The organism is Glutamicibacter sp. NPDC127525, assembly GCF_042672105.1.
Classification (GTDB): Bacteria; Actinomycetota; Actinomycetes; order Actinomycetales; family Micrococcaceae; genus Glutamicibacter.
In genome coordinates, this window is sequence record NZ_JBHXVN010000002.1 from 21749 (window position 1) to 43549 (window position 21801).

A 21801-nucleotide genomic window follows, 5' to 3' on the forward strand; every position below is an offset into this window, starting at 1 on the left:
AAAACGAATTTGGGTGCTGCAACTGGCCGCGGGGGCGCAAGGAGGTCCGCTCCCGCGGCCAGTGCAACGTGTCGGGCCGCTAGCTAGCCGGCATCTGCTTCTGCGCGTCTTCCAATGCCTTGCGGACATCGGCCTCGGTGATTTTTTCGCCCTGGGCAATCCTGGCGAATTGCTTGGCGATGGCCTCGCCTACGAGGGATTCCATCTGCCCTTCGGTGGGGAACAGCGGCATCGGGGCAGCGTTATTGGCCAGGATCTCCTTCTTGGCCTGCTGCTCGGGGGTGTCGAAGGCCGGGTCGTCGAAAGCTTCGGTGACCGATGGCAGCGAGGTGTACTTGGCGTTCAGCTTCTTCTGCTCATCGACGCTGAGCAGGTGGTTCACGAATTCAAGGGCGGCATCCTTGTTATCCGAGTTCTCGAAGACGCTCACGTTGATGCCGGCAACCAGCGACTGGGTGGCTTCCAGCCCGGTGGCATCGGCGTTCTTCAGCGGGATGGGCGCCATGGCGTAGTCCTCGAAGTCAGCGGCATTGAAGGACTTGCCCGGGGCCTGGTCGAAGAACATGGCGGCGTTGCCGTCCATGATTTCCCCTGGCAGCACCGAACCGTCATTGATCTCGGCGTTGGACTTGGAGACCACGCCGTCCTCGCCCATCAGCTGGATCCAGTCGTTGACGCCGCTGACGACGCCATCATTGGTGAAGTCCGGCTTGCCGTCCGTGGTGTACAGCTCGCCGCCGTTCTGCATGCCCAGGATGAATGCGGAGTGGGCATTATTGGCGGTACGCTGTCCGGCCAAGGTGAAGCCGTACTGGTCGACCTTGCCGTCGTCGTCGGTATCCTTGGTCAGCTTCTTGGCGGTGGCCAAGAATTCATCCCAGGTCTTCGGAGCCTGCTTGATGCCGGCTTCCTCGAACATCTTGGTGTTGTAGTACAGGCCGTAGGCCATGGAATACAACGGCAGCGAGGTTGGGGCCTGGCCCTCGGCGCCGCCGGTGGCCAGGGCTGCCGGCACGAACTTCTCGGCTCCGCCTATGGCCTCCAGCGCCTCGCCTTCAAAGGGGACGAAGGCGCCGCTGGCCTGCAAGGTGGTGGCCCAGGTGTTGCCGATGTTCAGCACGTCCGGCCCTTCGCCGCTGGAGACGGCGGTGAGGATGCGGTTGTACAGGTCGGCCCAGGGGACGACTTCCAGCTCGACCTCGATGCCGGTTTCCTCGGTGAACCGCTTGATGGATTCGCCCAGGATCTCCTCGTCCTGGGTGACCGAGCTGCCCTGGTTCGAAGCCCAGTAGGTGATGGTCCCGCCGGCTTCTTCCGAGCCGGAGCCGGAAGCCGAGCCGGAACAGGCGGCCAGGCCGCTGAGCGACAACGCTGCGATGGAGGTAATCGCCGTGAAGCGCCCCAGCTTGCTCTTGAAATGTGGTGCAGACATGTTTATTCCTTTTCAGGTGCGGGTGATGCTGTCAAGGGGTGGTGCTTCAGGCAAGGATGCCGGGAGCCGAAGGATCCCAGGCTGGGTCCAGCAGCGCGATGGGCTCGACCGTCGAGGCCACGTCGATGAATGCTCCCGATTCCATTGCTTCCGCGGCGCAGACCATGATGTCCAGGACGTGGAACGCCAGTTCGCCGGGCACGCGTTCCTTGCGTCCCTCGCGGATGGCTTGGGCGAGTTCGGCAACGCCGGTGCCGCGCCCGTAGGTGGAACCTTCGGCGGTGACAACGCTCGGCTCCTGGTCCTCCAGGTGCAGGATGGTGTCTCCGGTGAATTCGTTCGGATCCGGCAACTGCGCGGTGCCTTCCGTTCCGGAGATCTCCACGAACCCTGCACGCTTGAGCTTGGAGTCGAAGCTGAAGATGCACTGCGCACTGGCCCCGGACTCGAAGGAGAGCAGCGCTCCGACGTGGGTTGGGACCTCGACCGGGAAGCTGGTTCCGGCCTTGGGGCCTGCACCGATGACCCGCTGCGCGCGGGCCTGCGAACCCAGGGCGGCAACCTTGGCTACCGGGCCGAAGACCCGCACCAGGGTGGTCAGGTAGTAGGGCCCGAGGTCGAAGAGCGGTCCCGCGCCGTGGGCGAAGAGGAATTCCGGGCTGTGGTGCCAGGATTCCGGGCCGGGGCCCTGGAAGATGGCCAGGCCCGAAAGCGGGGTGCCGATGGCGCCTGCTTCAATCTGCCGCAGGCCGGTCTGCAGGCCCGCACCCAGGATGGTATCCGGGGCCACGGCGACGCGGACTCCTGCTGCCTTGGCGGCTTCGACCAGCTGCCGTCCGGATTCGCGGTCCAGCGCGTAGGGCTTCTCGCCCCAGACGTGCTTGCCGGCGGCCACCGCCTGCAGGGCTACCTCGACATGAACTGCCGGGATCGTCAGGTTCACGACGATCTGGATGTCTTCGCGGGCCAGCAATTCAGCGTAGGTTCCCGAGGCTTCCACGGACCATTTGCGCGCTTGGCTTGCTGCGCGCTCGGTATCCAGGTCGGCGATGAACCGCACGGCGAGGTCCGGGAATGCGGTGAGGTTCTCCAGGTACTGGTCGCTGATGGTGCCGGCTCCGACAATGCCCACGCCCATGGGCTGATTCTGAAATTCCATAGTCCCTAGTTCTTTTCTGCTACGAGGTAGGCGCGGCTTTCGGACACGGCCTGGAAGATATCGCCTGCGAAGTCATCGAGTTCCACCACATGCAGCATGCCGCTGGTGGCGTCGACGATCTGGTCGATCGGCATGGATCCGCTGCCCACCGGCACCTGTTCCTTGTGGTTCTTGGACTTCGGCCCGTCCTTGATGTGCAGGGCCACGACGCGGGGAGCCAGCGCTTCAAGCAGCTGGAGCACATCGGCGCCGCCCACGGCAACCCAGTAGGTGTCCACTTCCAGGACGACTTCCGGGTCCAGCAGGCTAGCCAGGTATTCCAGGGCCGTCTTGGAATTGATCTTGCTGGAGATCTCCCAGTCGTGGTTGTGGTAGCCGACCCTGATGCCGTATTCGGCCCCGCGCCGGGAGGCGGCGTTGAGCTTCTGCGCGATGGCACCGATGGACTCGGCATCCTGCCACTGCTCCGCCGGGATGAACGGATCGATGACGGTGCTGATGCCGAGTTTGCCGGCCGCGGCGAAGACCTCGTCGTAGTCCGAGGAGAGCAGCGGTGCGTGCGCCGTTGGCGCGCTGAGTTCGTTCTCGGCCAGCGCCTGGGCATACTCGTCAGCGCGGGCCACGAAGTTGTACGGCTCGACTTGCGTGTAGCCGATGCCAGCTACGCGTTCGAGCGTCGCGGCCAGGTTCTCTGCGATGTGCTCGCGCAGCGTGTACAGCTGGATTGATAGGTCGTGGGCAGGCAAAGGCGTCTCCTGAAAGAAGTGGTGGGTGCGATCCAGATGCTCATGACTTGCATCACACCTTGAGACTAGTTTTACTTTTGTCGATAGTCAATAGAAGTATGTCGACATTCCCATAAAGTGTTTCGGCTTCGCGTCCATTGCTGTGTTTTACTGGGTTCATGGCCAATCCTTCGAGCCCCCAAAGCATGCAATTCGCCCGCGGCGCCAGTGGGGCAGGCGACGTCTTGCAACTGTTCATGGACGGTGCCGCGCACAGCCGCACGGACCTTGCCGCCCTGACCGGCATGGCTCGCTCCACCCTGCAAGAGCGCCTCGACGTGCTCATCCAGCTGGGCCTGGTTGGCACCATCGCGGATGGCGCGTCCACCGGAGGCCGCCCTCCCCAGCGGCTTGCCCTGCTCCCCGATGCCCGCCTGGTGCTGGCCGTCGATCTGGGAGCCAGCCACCTGCGCGTTGCGCTGACCGACCTGGCCCCCACTCCCCTGGTGCAATCCCAGGCTCCCATTTCCTTCGCCGACGGCCCGGTGGCGATCTTGCAGACCGCGATGGATCTGGCCGATGGCTTGCTCGATTCGCTGGGCCGCACCCGTGACGATGTCATTGCCATAGGCATGGGAGTGCCAGGGCCGGTGAATTTCGAGACCGGCCGTCCCGCCAATCCGCCCATCATGCCCGGATGGGACGACTTCGACATCCCCGCTTGGTTCCAGCAGCAGCTGGACGCCTTGGTAGTCGTGGACAATGACGTCAACCTCATGGCCATTGGCGAGAAGGACCAGCTGGAGACCGGCAGCGAGGACTTCATTTTCGTCAAGCTGGCCACCGGCATCGGCTCGGGCATCATTTCCGGAGGACTGCTGCAACGCGGAGCGCAGGGTACAGCCGGCGATATCGGGCACGTGCGCATCCGCCGCGGCGATGGCATCTACTGCCATTGCGGCAATGAAGGCTGCCTGGAAGCCGTAGCTGCCGGACCCAAAATTGCCACCGCGTTGCGGGCGCAGGGCATCGAAGCGCACAGCAACACCGATGTGGTCGCCCTGGTGAACTCGGGGAACATCCAAGCGATCCATGCAGTGCGCCAAGCCGGCCGCGACTTGGGCGAGGTATTGGCTGCCAGCGTGAGCTTGCTGAACCCGTCGCTGATCGTGGTCGGAGGTCGGATCTCCGCCGCCGGAGAGCACCTGCTGGCAGGCATCCGCGAGGTGGTCTACCAGCGCGGAGCGCCGCTTTCCACCCAGCACCTGCAGATCCGCACCTCGCGCAGCTGGGAAGTTGGAGCCCTGCGCGGAGCCAGCATGATCGCCATCAGCCAGGCCCTGAGCCCGGAGGCCATCGAACGCAGCGCGCTGGCGCTGATCCCCGCCACCTAGGAGCTGGAGGCAACCGGAAATTCCTCCGATTCTGAAATACCGGACAGCTCTGCCCATTCTCCGGTACCCAAGCCATGGCCGATAGCCAATGATGGAATCAGTTAGCTACGTTACATCGTAAGGAATTGCCATGAGCCACGAACCACGTGTTGTCCGCGCCCCGCGCGGTACCGAACTGACCGCCAAGTCCTGGGCCACCGAAGCCCCATTGCGCATGCTGATGAACAACTTGGATCCAGAAGTTGCCGAACGCCCCGAGGATCTCGTGGTCTACGGCGGCACCGGCAAGGCAGCCCGCTCATGGGAGGCATTCGATGCGATCGTCCAGACGCTCAAGGACCTGGAAGAGAACGAGACGCTGCTGGTGCAGTCCGGCAAGCCGGTCGGCGTCTTCAAGACCAACAAGTGGGCACCACGGGTGCTGATTGCCAACTCCAACCTCGTTGGCGACTGGGCCAACTGGGAGCACTTCCGCAAGCTCGAAGCCGAAGGCCTGATGATGTACGGCCAGATGACCGCCGGTTCGTGGATCTACATCGGCACCCAAGGCATCTTGCAGGGCACCTACGAAACCTTCGCCGCGATCGCCGAGAAGCGCTTCAAGGGCTCGCTGGCCGGAACCCTGACCTTGACCGGCGGCTGCGGCGGCATGGGCGGCGCCCAGCCGCTGGCCGTGACCCTCAACGGCGGTGCCGTGCTGATCGTTGACGTGGATGAAACCCGACTGCGCCGCCGTGCCTCCAAGCGCTACCTCGATGAGGTCGAGCTGGATCTGGACAAGGCGCTGGGCAAAGTCCTGGCAGCCAAGTCCGCGGGCCGCCCGCTGTCGGTGGGCTACGTCGGCAATGCCGCCGAGGTCTTCCCGGCGCTGCTCAAGCGCCACGAAGCTGGAGAATTCTCCTTCGACATCGTCACCGACCAGACCAGTGCCCACGATCCGCTCAGCTACCTGCCGGTGGAATACACCATGGACCAGTGGCACGCCGAAGCCGAAGCCGATCCGGCCGGCTTCACCAAGAAAGCCCAGGCCGCCATGGCCGCGCAGGTCGAGGCGATGGTGGGATTCCAGGACGCCGGCGCGGAGGTCTTCGACTACGGCAACTCGATCCGCGACGAGGCACGCAAGGGCGGTTTCACCCGCGCCTTCGAATTCCCCGGCTTCGTCCCGGCCTACATCCGTCCGCTGTTCTGCGAAGGCCTGGGCCCGTTCCGCTGGGTAGCGCTGTCCGGGGATCCCGAAGACATCAAGGTCACCGACCAGGCGCTGAAGGACCTGTTCCCGGAAAACGAGCACCTGCACCGCTGGCTGGATGCCGCACAGAAGCACGTGGAGTTCGAGGGCCTGCCGGCGCGCATCTGCTGGCTGGGCTACGGCGAGCGCCACAAGGCCGGCTTGCTGTTCAACCAGCTGGTCGCCGAAGGCAAGGTCTCTGCACCTATCGTGATCGGCCGCGACCACCTGGATTCGGGTTCGGTAGCTTCGCCGTACCGCGAGACCGAAGCCATGAAGGACGGCACCGATGCCGTGGCCGACTGGCCGCTGCTGAACGCCCTGACCGCAACCAGTTCGGGTGCCACCTGGGTTTCGATCCACCATGGCGGTGGCGTCGGCATGGGCCGTTCCATCCACGCCGGCCAGGTCTCCTTGGCTGACGGCAGCGAAATGGCCGCCGCGAAGCTGGAGGCGCTGCTGACCAATGACCCGGGCATGGGCGTCATCCGCCACGTCGATGCCGGATACGAACGCGCCGCCGAAGTTGCCGCTGAGCGCGGCGTGCGCATCCCGATGGCCGCACAGGAGAAGTAGGACGCGCACATAGCCTGAGGCACCACTGATTGTGGTGCCTCAGGCTATTTATTCAATTCCAGGACCACGCGGCCCGGTTTACGGTTTGCGGGTTTCCGCGCTGATAAACCAGGCTTGCTGCTCCAGATCCGCAATGTACTGGTGCAGGATATCGGCGGTGGTCGGATCCGCTTCATCCACCGGGTCATGGACCTCTCGCATGACTCCCACAGTGGTCTGCAGTGCCTTGACTACCATGTCCACGGCATTGGTGGTCAGGATTTCGGTATTCACGGGTTGTTCCAGCTTCGTGTACTTCGTGACCGTAGCTGCCAGCCCGTCCGGAGTGGCATGCAAAGCTCGCATCCGCTCGGCGATTTCATCCGAGCCGCGGCGCGCGATGTCAACGATTTCGTCGAGGTTCTGGTGCAGGTCGCGGAAGTTGGGACCAACGACGTTCCAGTGGATTTGCTTGCCCACCAATTGCAGGTCCAGCAGCTGGATCAGCACGGTCTGCAAGGAATCGCGCAGCACTTCCGGAGCCACGAACCCGTTTTCTGCGTTTTCGCGATCAGTTTTCTTTGCTGGAGTCTTCTTCGAATTAGCCAATGCTTCTCCTTACGTTGTCATGGACGCTTGGGGCAAGACCTTTCTCGGTGTCCCAGTCTGGACACTATCGATTTACCGGGCGGATTCCGACCGGATGGACAATTCTTTCGGAGAACGTTCAGCTTTCTCTTCGCGCCTGTTGAGCAATTCCAGAAGCCACCATGGCAGCTGCGGAAAATCCTCCTTGTCCCTCGGGTTCCCGGGAATGGCGATTCCTTTAGCACGCAGTAGTGAATATTGGCCGAAGTCTCTGAACACCATGGGTATTGGCTTAACTGCGGGTTTCCAGCGGCTCTGAGCTTCCCCGAAATCCTTGAACCGGGCTTTTTCTACGCATAGCGTAGGGCAAGTCAGGAACCACCGACCCACGGAGGACAGCATGTCTGAGCAGGATGCAAACGAGCAGTTCGGGAACTTCGACAACAACGAATCTGAAGGCTTCGAAAGCCAGTCCAATTCAGATTTCGGATCAAATGACAATGGCGGATTCGAAAGCCAGCAGTCAGAACAGCAGTCCTACGGCGGCGGCGAAAGCCAGGAGTCGGAACAGCAATCCTACGGCGGAGGCGAAAGCCAGCCGTCCTACGGCGGCGGCGAAAGCCAGCAGTCCTACGGCAATGACAGCCAGTCCGGACAGCAGTCGGAACAGCAGTCCTACGGCGGTGGCGAAAGCCAGCAGTCCTACGGCAATGACAGCCAGTCCGGACAGCAGTCGGAACAGCAGTCCTACGGCGGCGGTGAGGAATCGTTTGGCGGCGAAAGCCAGTCGGGACAGCAGTCCGATGGCCAATCGTATGGAAACGATGAAAGCCAGTTTGGTTCCGAAGAGCGGAATGAAGGATTCTAGGAACCAAATAGCCCGGTAGGTTCGCCTGCCGGCTCAAATCGTGCCCCTTCTCCCCCTGGGCACTAGTAATCGCTTCACTGCTTGCACTGGGCAAGCGGTGAAGCGATTACTTTTGTCCCCGCACGGAATCGTCAGCAAATTGCATGGTTGCGTGCTCCCGGGGCACGAGAACTCATTCGTTCCTGAGCCGTTCGCGTTGGTCATTTATCGTCATTCAACGCAGAATGTATCTATACCGCGTGTCCAAATGCGCTGGCCGGTTCGATTGACAGGATGGTTATGTTCTCGAAAATTACCAAACGCCTCGCTGGGCCGCTGGCGGTTGGAATCCTTGCAGTCGCACTGGCAGGTTGCGTGAGCATCCAACCCTCCAGCGAAGAGACAAGCGCACCAGCAGAAGAAAGCATAGCACCGGAGAACGCCGGGCCTATCGAAGGCAGCGTCACCCCAAGCTCCAAAGCCCCAGAAGGCGCTTCTACTGGTACTCCCAATGTTCCGAAGGCACCTGCGGACAGCACCTTCCAGTCCATCTATGATTTCCTCGATGCGCAAGCGACCGAAATCAGGTGCACGGGCGGCATGGATATCTCTGAAATGGGTCAAATGCTGAAGCTCATCGGCGATTGCCAGAACGTCACCATCTCTGGTTCCGGAAACATGATCGTCGCTCCGCACATCAAGAATCTTGAGCTGGACGGCAGCGGTAATATCGCAGCGGTCAAGAACATCAAGCACGTAACCTTTAGCGGCATCGGCAATTCGGCCGCATCCCTTAACGAGAACGCCAAGGTCACGGACAACGGCTCGTCCAACAAATTTGGCGAGGAAGCCTTCGAAGGCATCACCTTCTGAAACTGGAACCCTTCGGACGGACCTCCAATTGGCATGCCAATTGGAGGTCCGTTCTTTTCTCCCTCCAAGGCACTGTCTGGCATTTCGGACAGATGACTCGAATATCAGTGCCGCGCAAACTCGTTCTGCCGAACAATGGAGATTAGAGACCTCATTGCAGCGTAGAGAACGGATTGAAAATCATGGCTACTTCCCCGCACGTAACCCTGGACCTAGCTGGCGCCACCGCCGATGACGTGATTGCGGTAGCCCGGCACAACGCGCAGATTAGCCTCGCGCCTCAGGTTCTTGAAGAACTGGCAGCAGTCCGCGCACACATTGATGCCCTGGCTTCAGCCGACACCCCGGTCTATGGCATTTCCACCGGGTTCGGCGCCCTGGCAACGCGCCACATCGCTCCCGAGGACCGCGCTAAACTGCAGCGTTCGCTGATCCGCTCGCATGCAGCCGGCATGGGCGACCCAGTTGAGCGCGAAGTGGTGCGCGCGCTGATGTTCCTGCGCGCCAAGACCCTGGCCTCGGGCCGCACCGGCGTGCGCCCGGTAGTGCTGGAAACCATGGTTGGACTGCTTAATGCCGGCATCACCCCGGTGGTGCGTGAGTACGGTTCGCTGGGTTGCTCAGGAGACCTTGCTCCGCTCTCCCACTGCGCACTGGTCTTGATGGGCGAAGGCGAGGCCACTGACCGCGAAGGCGTGAAGCGCCCAGTGCCGGAGCTCTTTGCTGAAGCAGGACTGGAACCTGTCGAACTGGCGGAGAAGGAAGGCCTGGCGCTGGTCAACGGCACCGACGGCATGCTCGGCCAGTTGCTGATGGCACTGGCAGACCTGGAAGAGCTCGCAGACATTGCCGATGCCACCGCGGCCATGAGCGTCGAAGCCCAGCTGGGCACCGACCAGGTCTTCCGTGCTGAACTGCACGAACCGCTGCGCCCGCATCCGGGCCAGGGCCGCAGTGCTGCGAACATGTTCAGCTTCCTTTCGGGCTCCCCCATTGTCGCTTCGCACCGCGAAGGCGACGGCCGCGTGCAGGATGCCTACTCGCTGCGCTGCTCCCCGCAGGTTACCGGCGCAGTGCGCGACACCATCGCCCATGCCCGCCTGGTCGCCACCCGCGAATTGGCGGCAGCCATCGATAACCCTGTCGTGCTGCCATCGGGTGAAGTCACCTCCAACGGCAACTTCCACGGTGCTCCCGTGGCGTACGTCTTGGACTTCTTGGCCATTGCCGTAGCTGACCTGGGATCCATTGCAGAGCGCCGAACCGATCGCATGCTCGACCCGGCTCGTTCCCGCGATCTGCCAGCTTTCCTTGCCGATGACCCGGGCGTGGATTCGGGCATGATGATCGCCCAGTACACGCAGGCCGGACTGGTCGCGGAGAACAAGCGTCTGGCCGTACCGGCCAGCGTGGATTCCATCCCGTCATCAGCGATGCAGGAAGACCACGTTTCCCTGGGTTGGCACGCGGCGCGCAAATTGCGCACCTCGGTCGCCAACCTGCGCCGCATCCTGGCAATTGAAATGCTGATTGCCGGCCGAGCCCTGGATCTGCGCCAGCCATTGCAGCCTGGCCCGGCTACCGGCGCCGTATTGGAGCTGCTGCGCACCAAGGTCGCAGGTCCGGGCGAGGACCGTTTCCTCTCTGCGGAGCTGGAAGCTGCTTGCCAGTTGCTGGCCTCCGGGGAAGTGCACCGCGTGCTGGAAACCCATCTGCCAAAGTAGCCGTTCGCGGCCAACTGTGTGGGGTGCCGGACAATGCCCGGGCATCTGCGCGCAAGAGGCGTAAGCTTGGATACCGGGAAACCACTTACCTCGCGTGAAAGAATCGTCTAATGCAACGCACCATGTTCAAGTCCAAGATCCACCGGGCAACTGTCACCCAGGCAGACCTGCACTACGTAGGCTCGGTCACCGTTGACTCCGAGCTGCTCGAAGCCTCGGATATCCTGCCCGGCGAACTGGTCAGCATCGTAGACATCACCAACGGCGCCCGCCTGGAAACCTACACCATCGCCGGCGAGCCGGGCAGCGGGGTCATCGGCATCAATGGTGCGGCAGCGCATCTGGTGCACCCCGGGGACCTGGTCATCCTGATCAGCTATGCGCAGATGGAAGACGCCGAGGCTCGTGGCTATGTGCCGAGCGTGGTGCATGTGGATGCCGATAACAAGATCATCCACCTCGGCGATGATCCTGCCGAAGCGGTGGCCGACGGGGTGCAGACCCCGCCGTACGCACTGCTGAACAGCAACTAGTCCAGCTTCACAAGGCCAGCCGGCGCGCAAGGTATTGCGCGGTTCTGCTGGCCTTGTCTTGCGCCACCGCCGTTGGGGTCCCCTCGGCAACGATGCGCCCGCCGCCATCCCCGCCGGCCGGCCCCAAATCGATCACCCAGTCGCTTGCGGCAACCACATCCATCTGGTGTTCCACCACGATGACGGTGTTGTCCTGGTCGACCAGCTGCTGCAGCTGCGATACCAGCAGCTGCACGTCGGCAGGGTGCAGTCCGGTGGTGGGCTCATCGAGAAGATAGAGCGTGTGCCCGCGGCGCTGGCGCTGGAGTTCGGTGGCCAGCTTGATGCGCTGGGCTTCGCCGCCGGACATTTCGGTAGCTGGCTGGCCCAGCTGCAGATACCCCAGTCCGACTTCGCGCAGGGTCGCCAGGGCCCGTGCCGCGGAAGGGATTCCGGAGAGGAATTCTTCGGCTTGGCTGACGTCCAGTTCCAGGATCTGGGCAATGTTCTTGCCCTGGTATTCGACGTCCAGGGTCTGCTGGTTGTACCGGGTTCCGCGGCATTCGGGACATGGCCCGTAGGTCCCTGGCAAGAAGAGCAGCTCGATTTCCAGGTAGCCTTCGCCCTGGCAGTTCTCGCACCGCCCGCCGGCAACGTTGAAGGAGAAGCGTCCGGCACTGTAGCCGCGTTGCCTGGACAGCGGCAGCTCGGAGAAAGCCTTGCGGACCGCATCGAACAGGCCCGTGTAGGTTGCGACATTGGATCTGGGCGTGCGCCCGATGGGCTTCTCGTCCATCAGCACTACGCGGCTTAGCTGATCTGCGCCGGTGACCTCGGCGATCACCGCGCGATCCGCCGTCGCCTCCGGATCCTCCGGCCCGGCAAGCACCGGGCCGCCCGCAGCCTGGGCCAGGGCACCGCAGACCAGGCTGGACTTGCCCGATCCCGACACGCCGGTGACCGAACAGAAGACCCCCAGCGGGAACGCGGCGTCCACGTCGTCCAGGTTGTGCAGGTCCACCCCGCGCAGCTGCACCCATCCTTGGGCTTCGCGCGGCTCGCGGCGCGGCGCAGGCCCGGGATCGAGGAAGCGCCGGGTCACGGATTCCTCAATTCCGGACAGCCCGGAAACTTCTCCGCTGTAGAGCACCTGCCCGCCGTTGCTGCCCGCGCCCGGGCCGACATCGACAATCCATTGCGCACGGCTGACCACATCCATGTTGTGCTCCACCACGAACACCGAATTGCCTTCGGCCTTGAGTGCATCGAGCACCTCGATCAGCGGCTGCACATCGGCCGGGTGCAGCCCGGCAGATGGCTCATCGAGCACGTAGATGACGCCGAACAGTCCCGCGCGCAGCTGGGTGGCGATGCGCAGGCGCTGCATTTCCCCCGGCGACAGCGTCGGGGTGGCACGGTCCAGGCTCAGGTATCCCAGCCCGAGCTCGACCAGCACCTGGATTCGGCCCAGCAGGTCGGCGCTGATGATGCTCGCGACTTCGGCCTGCGCCTCTGCCTGGGCATCAGCCGCGAAGGGGCGCAAGAGCTCGGCCAGGGAGCTGAGCGGCTTGCCGTTGAATTCCGCGATATCCAGGCCGTCGAAGGTGACCTGTAGCGCATCGGGGCGCAATCCCGTCCCCGAGCACGCCGGGCAATCCTGCGAATGCATGAAAGCCAGCGCCTTGGACCGCAGGTTCTCGCTCTTCGAGGTCGCAACCGTGTGCCGGACGTAGCGTTCGGCACTCCAGAACCGGCCCTTGTACGGTTTGGCCACGCGATCCCGTTCCGGGGTGACTTCCACGACTGGCTGGTCTTCGGTGAACAGCAGCCACTTCCGTGTTTCCGCGGGCAGCTGCTGGAACGGAACGTCGATGTCGTAGCCCAGGTGCGTGGTGATGTCCCGCAGGTTCTTGCCCTGCCAGGCGCCGGGCCAAGCCGCAATCGCGCCGTCCCTGATGCTCAGGGAGGAATCCGGGACCAGCGATTCCTCGCTGACCGAATGCACCGTTCCCGCACCGTGGCATTGCGCGCAGGCGCCGGCCGCGGTGTTGGTGGAAAAGGCATCCGAATCCAGCCTCGCCGCACCCTGGGGGTAGGTTCCTGCGCGGGAGAACAGCATGCGCACGGAGTTGGACAGCGTAGTCAGGGTCCCGACGGTGGAACGGGAACTGGCAGCACCACGCCGTTGCTGCAGGGCCACGGCCGGTGGCAGCCCGGAGATGAATTCCACCTTGGGCGTGTGCCCCTGGGCAATCAGCCGCCGCGCGTAGGGAGCCACCGATTCCAGGAATCGGCGCTGGGATTCAGCGAAGATGGTTCCGAAGGCCAGGGAAGATTTTCCCGAACCGGAGACCCCGGTGAAGGCGACAATGGAATCGCGCGGAATGCGCACTTCGACATTGTCCAGGTTGTTCTCGTTGGCACCCCGCACATGGATGAATCCGTCATGGTCGGCAGGTGCCCGGAAGGATGCAAAGCTCTTCATCTTTCCCACACTATGCGCCTGCACGGGGCGAACTCAATTCGCACCTCGCGCGCTCACCCTTCTGATTGGCAGGCCGCGTCGGGGCATCCTTGCCAGGTCTTCGAGAAGTATCCGACGATATCGGTACTGTGATCCCACGGGTAGATTTCATCGACCTTCCCGTGGATACGCATCGCCGCCTGCTCCACGGCCAGGTGGAAGAACCGGCAGACCTGTGAGTAGTGCCAGAGATCCGCAATCAGCTCGGCCAGCTGTCCATGGGCCAGCGGCCGGCCCGGTCCAAATCCTGCTGCCGCCATAGCCTGGAGCACGATCTCCTCCGTGAGTTCATGGCCTTTGCCGCAATCGCACCAGGCCAGGCCCTGGCTGGGCATCGACCACACATCAATGCTGCTCCCGGCGGCGCCATCAGGTTCCATCTGCTCCTCCATCGTCGAATTCTGCTTGGCTCCCGAATGTACCGGCCGCGACCTACAGTTTGGCCCGGCGGGCCGGCAGGCTCTTGCCTGCACCGGCATTGCTTGGCATAGTCGTTTGAGCCGGCGGGGTTCAACCAGCTGGCGGATTGAGGCCGAGGAGAACAGTGATGATCAAGCGTTCCCACCCCGATACCAGCGATGGCGCACCACACCGGCAGTGGAACGAGCTGCTGCAGGAAATGCGGGTGATGCAAACTGGTGTGCAGATCCTGGCTGCTTTCCTGGTGGTCCTGCCCTTCCAGGCGAGGTTCGAGATGCTCAGCCGAACCGACGAGGTGGTCTACATCATCTTGCTGGTGGCGGCCACTGTGCTGATTCTGCTGCTGATCACCCCCGTGGCCGTGCACCGGTATCTCTTCGGACAGCGGCTCAAGGAGCAGACGGTCAGCTTGGGCCACGCCATCGTGAAGATCGTGGGCATCGGCGTGGGATTGCTGGTCTCGGGATGCGTCTGGTTTGTGCTGCAGGTGCTCTTCGGCTGGCAAATCGGGGCCTGGATCGGAGGGCCGCTGATCCTGGTGGCCTTGTTCCTGCTGGTGGCGCTGCCACGGATCCTGATCCGGGTTGGACCCGAGAACGGCTCGGGGCACTAGGCTTCGGGCCGGCTAGGCCATCTTGTCGACGCGGCGCAATATCAGCCGCATTGGCGCATGCCTGAGGGCTCGCGGCAGCAGCCGCGTGGCGGCCCTGGCGACGGCGATGACGCGGGCGTTGCGCTGCGCGGCTTTCCCGGTGAGGCGATAGCCGAAGCCTTCGCGCACCGGGGCCGGCAGCTGGGCTATGGTCACGTCGCGCATCAGCGGCATGCTGATCCGGACCCACCATGGGGCATTGCGTGCTTCGAAAAGTTCGCGGGCCAGCGCCCGGGTCTGGTTGGTGACTTCCAGCTCCGCTTGATTCTGCGCAAAGTACTGCTCGAAGCCGCCGAGGTCCTGCGGCCAGTAGTCGACCGGCATCTGCAAGGCCTCACCGATCCGTGCGTACTGCAGGTAGAGCTCTTCCTGGTCGGCCTCGTTTTCATCCAGGATCTGGCCGGCAATTACGCGGGCCGAATCATAGAGCGTGGCCGCCACCCACAACTGCAGCCTGGGATCCAGCGCAGAATACGCGGGCCTGCCCTCGTCACGCGTTGCGCGAATGGGCCGGTGCGCCGCGTCCACATGGGCGATGATCTTGCGCTGCTGTTCTGCTGTGCCATTGCTCAATGCATAGATATATCCGAGGGTATGAATCAGCCGGCTGAGCGGGTTGGCGGCGAAATCAGAGTGCTCGGCAATGGCCCGGCCAATCTGCGGGTGGGCCAGTTGAAGCAAGATGGCGCGGCCCGCGCCGAGCAGGAGCCCGGCTTCCGGCGCGATGCGGGAGAAGGGCTCGCTGTTCTCTGCGGCCAGGTTCCTTTGCGTCATGACCCCCATTCTAGGCAGTCGGCTAGCCCAAGGTCATTGGCGCCGATGGCTGCAGGAAGTTTCTCAGGATTCTTGCGTCGCAGCCTTCTTCAGCAGGACAACGACGGAAGCTGCGGCCATGAACACGGTTCCCGCGATCACCGCAATGCTCTGGGGCGCTTGGCCCGGGTCGCTGGACAACGCCGGCACGGTGAGAATCAGGACGGCCGCCCCCAGCACCATGAGGGCAAAAGCTGCATAGAACATCTTCTTCATTGCCGGTCTCCTTGCGTCTCTCCTCGGGTAGCGCGCTGCCGCGAAACAGCTGCGGCATCCGTTCCCTAGAATGCTACCCCGCAGTGCAGGATCGCGTTGGCGTAGGGGGTAGCTTCCCCCGTGCGCACGATGACCTTGGCCTGGGGCAGTTGGGCTTTCAGCTCTTCGTGGGAGATGAAGTCCGGGTCCAAGCCCTTGGCCAGGCACAGTTCCTGGACCGGGCCGTTCTCGGCTTCGGCCGCCAGGGTGCTGTTCTCGATCACCAGGTTCCGGGCCAGGACCTCGAGCACCTGATCGAAGCTGGGCAGCCCCTGCACCAAGGCCAGATCGATGACCAGTGGGCCTTCGGGCAGCGGCAGGCCGCAGTCCGCTATCACCACGGTGTCGGTATGCCCGCACTTGGCCAGGGCGGCCAGCAGCGGGGCGTTGAGAATTTCGGATTTCAGCACAGCGGCTTCCTCAGGTCTTGCTCGAAAAGGGGTCTCAGAGGTTCTGCAGGGAACGCGGGTAGGAAGCCTGGGCGCCGTGCGCCTGCACCGTCAGCGCGGCGAACTTGCCGGCGAATTCTGCGGCCTGCGCCAGGTCATCGCCCTTGGCCAGGCGGGCAGCCACCGCACCGGTGAATGCGTCGCCGGCACCGGTGGTGTCCACGGCCTTGACCTTCACGGCGGGCAGCGCGCGAACCTGGACCCCGCCGTTCTCCCCTGGGAAACGGTCGGCAACCAGGCAGCCATTGGCGCCGAGGGTGATGACCACGCTGGCGATGCCCTGGTCGACCAGCATCCCGGCCAGGCGCTCGTACTTGCCGTCGAACTGGCGAGCCGGGTGCGGGTTCAGCTGCTGGAGCACGGCTTCGGCCTCATGCTCGTTGACCACCAGCGGGTTGGCCTTGAGCAGGTACTCGCGGTCCAGTTCGATCACCGGCGCCAGGTTGAGCACGATGCGCTGTGTGGCAGCATCCATGGCGGCCTTGATGCCCGAGGCAGGAATCTCGCCCTGCAGCACCAGGATGCCCTCGATGCCCCCGGCGCCCTGCACAGCCTCGCCGGAGACGGTCGAGTTGGCCCCGGAGACCACGGCAATGGAGTTCTCTGCGCCACGGTCCACCTGGATGATGGCTACGCCGGTCGGCTCGCTGGCGCGGGCCACGCGATCGAGCTTCACGCCGGCTTCCTCGAGCTGGCCCAGCGCGATTTCGGCGTGCGAGTCGTTGCCGACGGCGCCGATGAATTCCGTGGCGGCACCGGCCAGCGCGGCGGCCAGCGCCTGGTTGGCGCCCTTGCCGCCGGGCGAGAGCTGGTAGGAATCTGCCAGCACGGTTTCGCCCGGGCCGGGAAGGCGGGCCATCAGCGCAGTGATGTCCACGTTGCTAGAGCCCACAATGGTGACCTGGATGTCCTGCTGCATGCTATGTCCTCTGGTTCTCTCCACCCGGCGGCCGATGGGCGCCGGTGCACTGCTTGATTGCCGCTAAGGGCAGATTACTCGCCTGCGTAGTCGGCGACGTTCTTCTCATCCACCGTGTCAACGGCGACCTGCACGTTGGCTTCGACTTCTTCGCCCTTGATGGCCTTGGCCAGGATCTGCACCGACTGCTTGCCCAGCTCGGCCGGGTTCTGGGCGATGGTGGCAACCAGGGTGCCATCCTGGACTGCCTTGAAGCCGTCGTCGGTGCCGTCGAAGCCGACTACCAACACGTCCTTGCCGGCCTTGTCGCCCAGTGCCTGGATGGCGCCCAGGGCCATTTCGTCGTTCATCGCCAGCACGCCAGCGGCATCCGGGTTGGCCTGCATCAGGTTGGTGACCACGTCCAGTGCTTCGGCTCGGTCGAAGTTGGCGGTCTGCGAGGAGACGACCTCGATGTCCTTGAACTCGGCCAGGCCCTTATCGAAGCCTTCGCCGCGCTCGTTGGTTGCCGAGGCGCCTGGAACACCTTCCAGCACGATGATCTTGCCCTTGCCGCCCAGCGCCTCGCCCAGCGCCTTGGCAGCCTGCTCGCCGCCGGCAACGTTATCCGAAGCCACGAAGGAAGCGATCTTGGTCTCGCCCACCGCACGGTCAACCGCAACGATCGGCAGGCCGGCCTCGGCCACCGGGTTCAGGCCGGCTTCAGCAGTTTCGGTATCCACGGCGTTGATGATCAGGCCGGCCGAGCCGTTGGTTGCCGCGGTGGCCAGCTGGTTGGCCTGGGTTGCGGAGTCGTTCTGCGCGTCGACGACGGACAGGTCGATGCCCTGCGCTTCGGCCTCGGCCTGGGCGCCGTCACGCAGGTCGACGAAGAAGGGGTTGTTCAGGGTGGACACTGCCAAGGTGGCCGAGCCGGCCTCTGCTTCGGTGCCGCGGTTGCAGGCGGCCAGGCCGGCCACCAGGGCCAGTCCGACGCTGACGGCTGCGGTCTTGCGGATGATGTTCTTCATGGGGTTCTCCTTTGAACTTTTCTTGAATTGCTGGGTACGGAGGGAAAATCTAGTGCTTGACGTTCTTGCGGCGCAGCACGTCGAAGCCCACGGCGATCGCAATCACGGCGCCGATGACTACCTGCTGCCAGAAGGCGGAAACCGAAAGCAGGTTCAGCCCGTTGCGGATCACGGCCAGCACCAGGGCGCCGATCAGGGTGCCGGAGATGCGTCCCACGCCGCCGGAGAGCGATGCGCCGCCGATGACCACGGCCGCGATGGCATCCAGCTCGTAGCCCGAAGCCAGGGTCGGCTGGGCCGAGTCCAGGCGCCCGGCCAGGATCATGCCGGACAGGGCCGCGAAGACGCCGGAGATGATGAAGACGGTGACCAGCACGCGCTTGACCGGGATGCCCGACAGGCGCGCGGCTTCGGTGTTGCCGCCCACGGCGAAGGCGTTCTTGCCGATGACGGTGCGGTTGAGCACGAAGGCGGCAAGCAGGCCGGAGACGACCAGGATCAGGATCGGCACCGGGATCGGGCCCAGGTCATCGCCCAGCCAGGACACCGAGGAGCTGGTGGAGATCGGCCGGCCATCGGAGATCACCAGGGTCAGCCCGCGCACCACGGTGAGCATCGCCAGCGAGGCGATGAAGGTGGGCAGCTTGCCGTAGGCGCTCATCGCACCGGTGACCCAGCCGCACAGTGCACCGACGGCCAGGCCGATCGGGATGGACAGGCCATCGGGCAGGCCGGCGGTGGTGATGGCATAGGAGGAGCCCATGGCCGAGAGCGCCGCGACCGAGCCGACCGAGAGGTCGATGCCGGCGGCGACGATCACGAAGGTCATGCCGAAGGCCATCACCGCGATGGTGGAGACCTGGATGCCGATGTTCATCAGGTTCGGTCCGGTCAGGAAGCGCGGGGTGGCGATGAACAGGGCCAGGCAAAGAATGACCAGGCCAACCAGGGCTCCGTTGTTGGCAAGGAATGCCTTGAAATCAAAGCCCTTCTTCGGGGCAGTAGCTACGCTGCTCATTACTTGGTTCCCATTTCTTCTTCGCGGTGCACATTGCTGACGGCCAGGGACATGATGGCGTCCTGGGTGGCTTGTTCGGTGGCCAGTTCCCCGGCGATGCGTCCCTGGCTCATGACCAGGACGCGGTCGGACATGCCCAGCACTTCGGGCAGTTCGCTGGAGGCCATCAACACGCAGCCTCCGGAGGCGGTGATCTCATTGATCAGTTCGTAGATTTCGACCTTCGCTCCCACGTCCACGCCGCGGGTCGGCTCGTCGAGCAGCAGCACCTTGGCTCCTGCGGTGAACCAGCGGCCGAACACGGCCTTCTGCTGGTTTCCGCCCGAGAGCGAGCGGATGGGCGCATCGATGCTGCCCATGCGGATGCGCAGGCGTTCGGCGACCTGCTGCGCGCGGGCCTTCTGGCCCTTGCGGTCCACCAGTCCGTTCTTGGCGGTGGCGGCCATGGTGGCGTAGCCGATGTTCTCGGCCACCGAGGCATCCAGCACCAGGCCCTGGGTCTTGCGGTCCTCGGGAACGTGCCCGATCCCAGCGCGGGTAGCTGCAGCGACGTCGAAGCTGGCCAGCTTCTTGCCGTTGACCGCCACGACGCCGCTGGCGTACTTGTCGGCTCCGGCGATGGCGCGGATCAGCTCGGTGCGCCCGGCACCCATCAGGCCGGCCAGGGCAACCACTTCGCCGGGGCGGACTTCCAGCGAGATGTCCTTGAGCATGCCCTCGCACAGGTTCTGCACGCTCAGCAGCGGCTTCTGGCCTGGCTCGGTGGCTACACGCGGGAACTGGGCGTCGATGTCGCGGCCGACCATGAGCCGGACCAGCTCGTTCTCCTCGGTGTCCGCCGGCACGGTGGCAATGAATTTGCCATCGCGCAGCACGTTCACGAAGTCGCCGATTTCGGCAATCTCATCGAGGTGGTGGCTGATGAACACCATGCCCACCCCTTGTTGCTTCAAGGTGGCGACCACCGAGAACAGGTGCGCGATTTCGGCCTTGGTCAATGCCGCGGTGGGCTCATCGAGGATCAGCACGCGGGCGTCCAGACTCAGCGCCTTGGCGATCTCCACGAGTTGCTGCTGGGCCAGGCCCAGCTGGCCCACCGGCGTATCGACATCCAGCGCCAGCCCGAGCTTGTCCATCGCTTCGCGGGCGATCTGGCGCATGGCGCGGCGGTTGATGATGCCGAATATGCGCGGCACGCGGCCAAGGGTGATGTTCTCGGCGATGGTCATCGACGGGACCAGGTTCAGTTCCTGGTGGATGGTGGCGATGCCCAATGCCTCGGAGGCCTTGGTGTTGGGAATCTTCACGGCCTTGCCGTCCACCAGGATCCGGCCGGCGTCCGGCTCGTGCACGCCGGCGATCATCTTGATCAGCGTCGACTTGCCTGCGCCGTTCTCGCCGAGCAGCACCGAGACCTTGCCGGCATGCACCTCGACGGTGACCTCGTCGATCACCTGTACCGGGCCGAAGGACTTGCAGACCTTGTCCAGGACCAGCAGAGCGTCATTACTCATTTTCGTTCCTTCCATCCTCGCCTATGCGCCGGTGGCGGGTTGCGTTGGGGCCAGCGACTCACGCGCGGTGAATCGGCTGATGAATTCTTGGGGCTCGGGGCTCTTGCCCGCCATGACGTCCTGGAGCGCGGTGACCGCGGCGCGGCCCATTCTGGTCAGGTCGTGGCTGATCGTGGCGATCGGCGGATCGTGCATGAGCATTGCATCCACCTCGTCGAAGGTGATCACCGAGAGCTGCTTCCCGATCCGGATGCCGGCTTCGCGCCACACGGTCAGTGCGCCGATGGCCATCGGCGCATCGGCGATGACCACCGCGGTGGGCTGCAGTTCATGGCCCAGCAGCCAGCGGGCGCCTTCGGCACCCGAGGCGGCGCGGAAGTCGCCGGCAAAGTGCAGGGCAGGATCGGTATCCAGGCCGTTGGCTGCCATCGCCGAGTCGAAGGCGCTGTGGCGTTCGCGGGCGGTGGAAGCGTGGTCCGGGCCGCCCAAGAAAGCGATTTTGGCGTGGCCCAGGGCCTTCAGCCGCGCGATGGCTTCTTCCAGGGCGCCGGTGCTGGAGGCGGTGATGGATGGGATGCGAAGTTCGGGCAGGGTGCGGTCGACGAAAACCAGCGGAGTGCCCGAGGCAATGATGCGCTGCATCATCTGGCTTGGCCGGTCGGCGTCTTCATCAAGGCCCTGGGGAACGAGAATCAATCCGTCAACGCGGCGCGAAAGCATCGCGGCGAGGAACTGGTCCTGCTGTTCGGTGTCCTCGTTGGCATTGCCGATGAAGGTCATCATTCCCGCGGCATGGGCCTGCTGCTCGACGGCATGCGCGAGATCGGAGAAGTAGGGGTTGCGCACATCGGATATCAGCAGCGCGATGGTGTCGGTTTTGGTGGAGCGCAGGGAGCGGGCCTGGGCATTGGGCACGAAACCCAAATCCTTGGCGACAGCTTCCACTTTTTCGCGGGAAGCGGCCGAAGTGGCGGGGTGGCCGGATAGAACGCGCGAGGCAGTCGCGGAAGATACTCCGGCTGCAAGTGCCACATCCTTGATGGTGACAGCGTTCATGTCGATAAGCCCCTTTGCTTACGTGTAATCGATTCCATGGAATCGATTACACAGTTTTCCGCACAAAGAAATTTAAGTCAATACGCTGCCCCTGGGCCTCGGATAATCCTTATCCATGGAGCAGAATTTTT

21 protein-coding genes are annotated in these 21801 nt (G+C 63.8%); 7 read left to right on the top strand and 14 right to left on the bottom strand.

All coding sequences use genetic code 11. From position 1 onward, the window contains the following. Positions 1 to 79: 79 nt before the first annotated feature. From ACFVHU_RS05835 to ACFVHU_RS05845, 3 genes are read right to left on the bottom strand one after another with little or no spacing between them, the layout of a single operon-like run. Positions 80 to 1432: an ABC transporter substrate-binding protein gene (locus ACFVHU_RS05835; RefSeq protein WP_133833997.1), complete on the bottom strand. Its 1353-nt coding sequence runs from the start codon at positions 1430 to 1432 to the stop codon at positions 80 to 82. Positions 1433 to 1478: 46 nt separating this feature from the next. Further along, a complete protein-coding gene (locus ACFVHU_RS05840) occupies positions 1479 to 2591 on the bottom strand; it encodes a Gfo/Idh/MocA family protein (protein ID WP_105661941.1) in 1113 nt (370 codons plus the stop codon). A 5-nt stretch (positions 2592 to 2596) separates the two neighbouring features. Continuing rightward, positions 2597 to 3337, bottom strand: coding sequence for a sugar phosphate isomerase/epimerase family protein (locus ACFVHU_RS05845; protein ID WP_388023038.1), 741 nt, complete (start codon positions 3335 to 3337; stop codon positions 2597 to 2599). A gap of 185 nt (positions 3338 to 3522) precedes the next feature. Between ACFVHU_RS05845 and ACFVHU_RS05850 the strand changes: the two genes are divergently transcribed. Both ACFVHU_RS05850 and hutU read left to right on the top strand, forming a co-directional pair. Next, the gene (locus ACFVHU_RS05850; protein ID WP_388023041.1) at positions 3523 to 4710 is read left to right on the top strand and encodes an ROK family protein; all 1188 of its coding nucleotides are present in this window, start codon (positions 3523 to 3525) and stop codon (positions 4708 to 4710) included. Positions 4711 to 4840: 130 nt separating this feature from the next. Next, positions 4841 to 6517, top strand: coding sequence for a urocanate hydratase (gene hutU, locus ACFVHU_RS05855; protein WP_388023044.1), 1677 nt, complete (start codon positions 4841 to 4843; stop codon positions 6515 to 6517). A gap of 78 nt (positions 6518 to 6595) precedes the next feature. On the opposite strand, the gene ACFVHU_RS05860 is transcribed toward hutU, so the two are convergent. Further along, the gene (locus ACFVHU_RS05860; protein WP_388023046.1) at positions 6596 to 7105 is read right to left on the bottom strand and encodes a Dps family protein; all 510 of its coding nucleotides are present in this window, start codon (positions 7103 to 7105) and stop codon (positions 6596 to 6598) included. Between the two features lie 379 nt (positions 7106 to 7484). Between ACFVHU_RS05860 and ACFVHU_RS05865 the strand changes: the two genes are divergently transcribed. The 4 genes from ACFVHU_RS05865 to panD all read left to right on the top strand — a co-directional run bounded on the left by ACFVHU_RS05865 (position 7485) and on the right by panD (position 11061). Beyond that, positions 7485 to 7952 carry a hypothetical protein gene (locus ACFVHU_RS05865; protein ID WP_388023049.1) on the top strand — a complete coding sequence of 156 codons (468 nt, stop codon included), beginning with the start codon at positions 7485 to 7487 and terminating at the stop codon, positions 7950 to 7952. A 273-nt stretch (positions 7953 to 8225) separates the two neighbouring features. After that, positions 8226 to 8804, top strand: a complete 579-nt coding sequence (locus ACFVHU_RS05870) for a hypothetical protein (protein WP_388023051.1) — start codon at positions 8226 to 8228, stop codon at positions 8802 to 8804. A 182-nt stretch (positions 8805 to 8986) separates the two neighbouring features. Next, positions 8987 to 10528: a histidine ammonia-lyase gene (hutH, locus tag ACFVHU_RS05875; RefSeq protein ID WP_133834003.1), complete on the top strand. Its 1542-nt coding sequence runs from the start codon at positions 8987 to 8989 to the stop codon at positions 10526 to 10528. Positions 10529 to 10638: 110 nt separating this feature from the next. Beyond that, the gene (panD, locus tag ACFVHU_RS05880; protein WP_332503325.1) at positions 10639 to 11061 is read left to right on the top strand and encodes an aspartate 1-decarboxylase; all 423 of its coding nucleotides are present in this window, start codon (positions 10639 to 10641) and stop codon (positions 11059 to 11061) included. 7 nt (positions 11062 to 11068) lie between these two features. On the opposite strand, the gene ACFVHU_RS05885 is transcribed toward panD, so the two are convergent. Next, a complete protein-coding gene (locus ACFVHU_RS05885) occupies positions 11069 to 13525 on the bottom strand; it encodes an ABC transporter (protein WP_388023055.1) in 2457 nt (818 codons plus the stop codon). Positions 13526 to 13578: 53 nt separating this feature from the next. Beyond that, complete coding sequence (locus ACFVHU_RS05890) at positions 13579 to 13956, bottom strand: hypothetical protein (protein ID WP_332730751.1); 378 nt, start codon at positions 13954 to 13956, stop codon at positions 13579 to 13581. Positions 13957 to 14111: 155 nt separating this feature from the next. Here ACFVHU_RS05890 and ACFVHU_RS05895 point away from each other — a divergent pair, with 155 nt between their 5' ends. Further along, complete coding sequence (locus ACFVHU_RS05895; RefSeq protein WP_105656337.1) at positions 14112 to 14597, top strand: DUF6328 family protein; 486 nt, start codon at positions 14112 to 14114, stop codon at positions 14595 to 14597. Between the two features lie 12 nt (positions 14598 to 14609). Here the strand turns inward: ACFVHU_RS05895 and ACFVHU_RS05900 are convergent, their stop codons facing one another. The 8 genes from ACFVHU_RS05900 to ACFVHU_RS05935 all read right to left on the bottom strand — a co-directional run bounded on the left by ACFVHU_RS05900 (position 14610) and on the right by ACFVHU_RS05935 (position 21670). Next, positions 14610 to 15410: an oxygenase MpaB family protein gene (locus tag ACFVHU_RS05900; protein ID WP_388023060.1), complete on the bottom strand. Its 801-nt coding sequence runs from the start codon at positions 15408 to 15410 to the stop codon at positions 14610 to 14612. Positions 15411 to 15473: 63 nt separating this feature from the next. After that, entirely contained in the window at positions 15474 to 15665 is a 192-nt protein-coding gene (locus ACFVHU_RS05905) for a hypothetical protein (RefSeq protein WP_332487581.1), read from the bottom strand. Positions 15666 to 15730: 65 nt separating this feature from the next. Then, positions 15731 to 16114: a D-ribose pyranase gene (rbsD, locus tag ACFVHU_RS05910; RefSeq protein ID WP_332487579.1), complete on the bottom strand. Its 384-nt coding sequence runs from the start codon at positions 16112 to 16114 to the stop codon at positions 15731 to 15733. 34 nt (positions 16115 to 16148) lie between these two features. Next, the gene (locus tag ACFVHU_RS05915) at positions 16149 to 17072 is read right to left on the bottom strand and encodes a ribokinase (RefSeq protein ID WP_388023064.1); all 924 of its coding nucleotides are present in this window, start codon (positions 17070 to 17072) and stop codon (positions 16149 to 16151) included. 74 nt (positions 17073 to 17146) lie between these two features. Next, the gene (locus ACFVHU_RS05920; RefSeq protein WP_105656332.1) at positions 17147 to 18082 is read right to left on the bottom strand and encodes a substrate-binding domain-containing protein; all 936 of its coding nucleotides are present in this window, start codon (positions 18080 to 18082) and stop codon (positions 17147 to 17149) included. A gap of 49 nt (positions 18083 to 18131) precedes the next feature. After that, a complete protein-coding gene (locus ACFVHU_RS05925; RefSeq protein ID WP_359185508.1) occupies positions 18132 to 19100 on the bottom strand; it encodes an ABC transporter permease in 969 nt (322 codons plus the stop codon). After that, positions 19100 to 20614: a sugar ABC transporter ATP-binding protein gene (locus tag ACFVHU_RS05930; RefSeq protein WP_388023069.1), complete on the bottom strand. Its 1515-nt coding sequence runs from the start codon at positions 20612 to 20614 to the stop codon at positions 19100 to 19102. Before ACFVHU_RS05930 ends, ACFVHU_RS05925 begins: the two co-directional genes overlap by 1 nt. Before the next feature lie 21 nt (positions 20615 to 20635). Then, positions 20636 to 21670 carry a LacI family DNA-binding transcriptional regulator gene (locus tag ACFVHU_RS05935; RefSeq protein WP_388023071.1) on the bottom strand — a complete coding sequence of 345 codons (1035 nt, stop codon included), beginning with the start codon at positions 21668 to 21670 and terminating at the stop codon, positions 20636 to 20638. Positions 21671 to 21801: the final 131 nt, after the last annotated feature.

Bases quoted from the DNA above. Each gene is read 5' to 3' on its own strand.
- ACFVHU_RS05915 (WP_388023064.1), bottom strand. From the start codon at position 17,072: ATGCAGCAGGACATCCAGGTCACCATTGTGGGCTCTAGCAACGTGGAC.
- ACFVHU_RS05895 (WP_105656337.1), top strand. From the start codon at position 14,112: ATGATCAAGCGTTCCCACCCCGATACCAGCGATGGCGCACCACACCGG.
- ACFVHU_RS05925 (WP_359185508.1), bottom strand. From the start codon at position 19,100: ATGAGCAGCGTAGCTACTGCCCCGAAGAAGGGCTTTGATTTCAAGGCA.
- ACFVHU_RS05885 (WP_388023055.1), bottom strand. From the start codon at position 13,525: ATGAAGAGCTTTGCATCCTTCCGGGCACCTGCCGACCATGACGGATTC.
- hutH (WP_133834003.1), top strand. From the start codon at position 8,987: ATGGCTACTTCCCCGCACGTAACCCTGGACCTAGCTGGCGCCACCGCC.
- ACFVHU_RS05835 (WP_133833997.1), bottom strand. From the start codon at position 1,432: ATGTCTGCACCACATTTCAAGAGCAAGCTGGGGCGCTTCACGGCGATT.
- hutU (WP_388023044.1), top strand. From the start codon at position 4,841: ATGAGCCACGAACCACGTGTTGTCCGCGCCCCGCGCGGTACCGAACTG.
- ACFVHU_RS05930 (WP_388023069.1), bottom strand. From the start codon at position 20,614: ATGAGTAATGACGCTCTGCTGGTCCTGGACAAGGTCTGCAAGTCCTTC.
- panD (WP_332503325.1), top strand. From the start codon at position 10,639: ATGCAACGCACCATGTTCAAGTCCAAGATCCACCGGGCAACTGTCACC.
- ACFVHU_RS05865 (WP_388023049.1), top strand. From the start codon at position 7,485: ATGTCTGAGCAGGATGCAAACGAGCAGTTCGGGAACTTCGACAACAAC.
- ACFVHU_RS05840 (WP_105661941.1), bottom strand. From the start codon at position 2,591: ATGGAATTTCAGAATCAGCCCATGGGCGTGGGCATTGTCGGAGCCGGC.
- ACFVHU_RS05870 (WP_388023051.1), top strand. From the start codon at position 8,226: ATGGTTATGTTCTCGAAAATTACCAAACGCCTCGCTGGGCCGCTGGCG.
- ACFVHU_RS05920 (WP_105656332.1), bottom strand. From the start codon at position 18,082: ATGAAGAACATCATCCGCAAGACCGCAGCCGTCAGCGTCGGACTGGCC.
- ACFVHU_RS05905 (WP_332487581.1), bottom strand. From the start codon at position 15,665: ATGAAGAAGATGTTCTATGCAGCTTTTGCCCTCATGGTGCTGGGGGCG.
- ACFVHU_RS05935 (WP_388023071.1), bottom strand. From the start codon at position 21,670: ATGAACGCTGTCACCATCAAGGATGTGGCACTTGCAGCCGGAGTATCT.
- ACFVHU_RS05890 (WP_332730751.1), bottom strand. From the start codon at position 13,956: ATGGAGGAGCAGATGGAACCTGATGGCGCCGCCGGGAGCAGCATTGAT.
- ACFVHU_RS05900 (WP_388023060.1), bottom strand. From the start codon at position 15,410: ATGACGCAAAGGAACCTGGCCGCAGAGAACAGCGAGCCCTTCTCCCGC.
- ACFVHU_RS05850 (WP_388023041.1), top strand. From the start codon at position 3,523: ATGCAATTCGCCCGCGGCGCCAGTGGGGCAGGCGACGTCTTGCAACTG.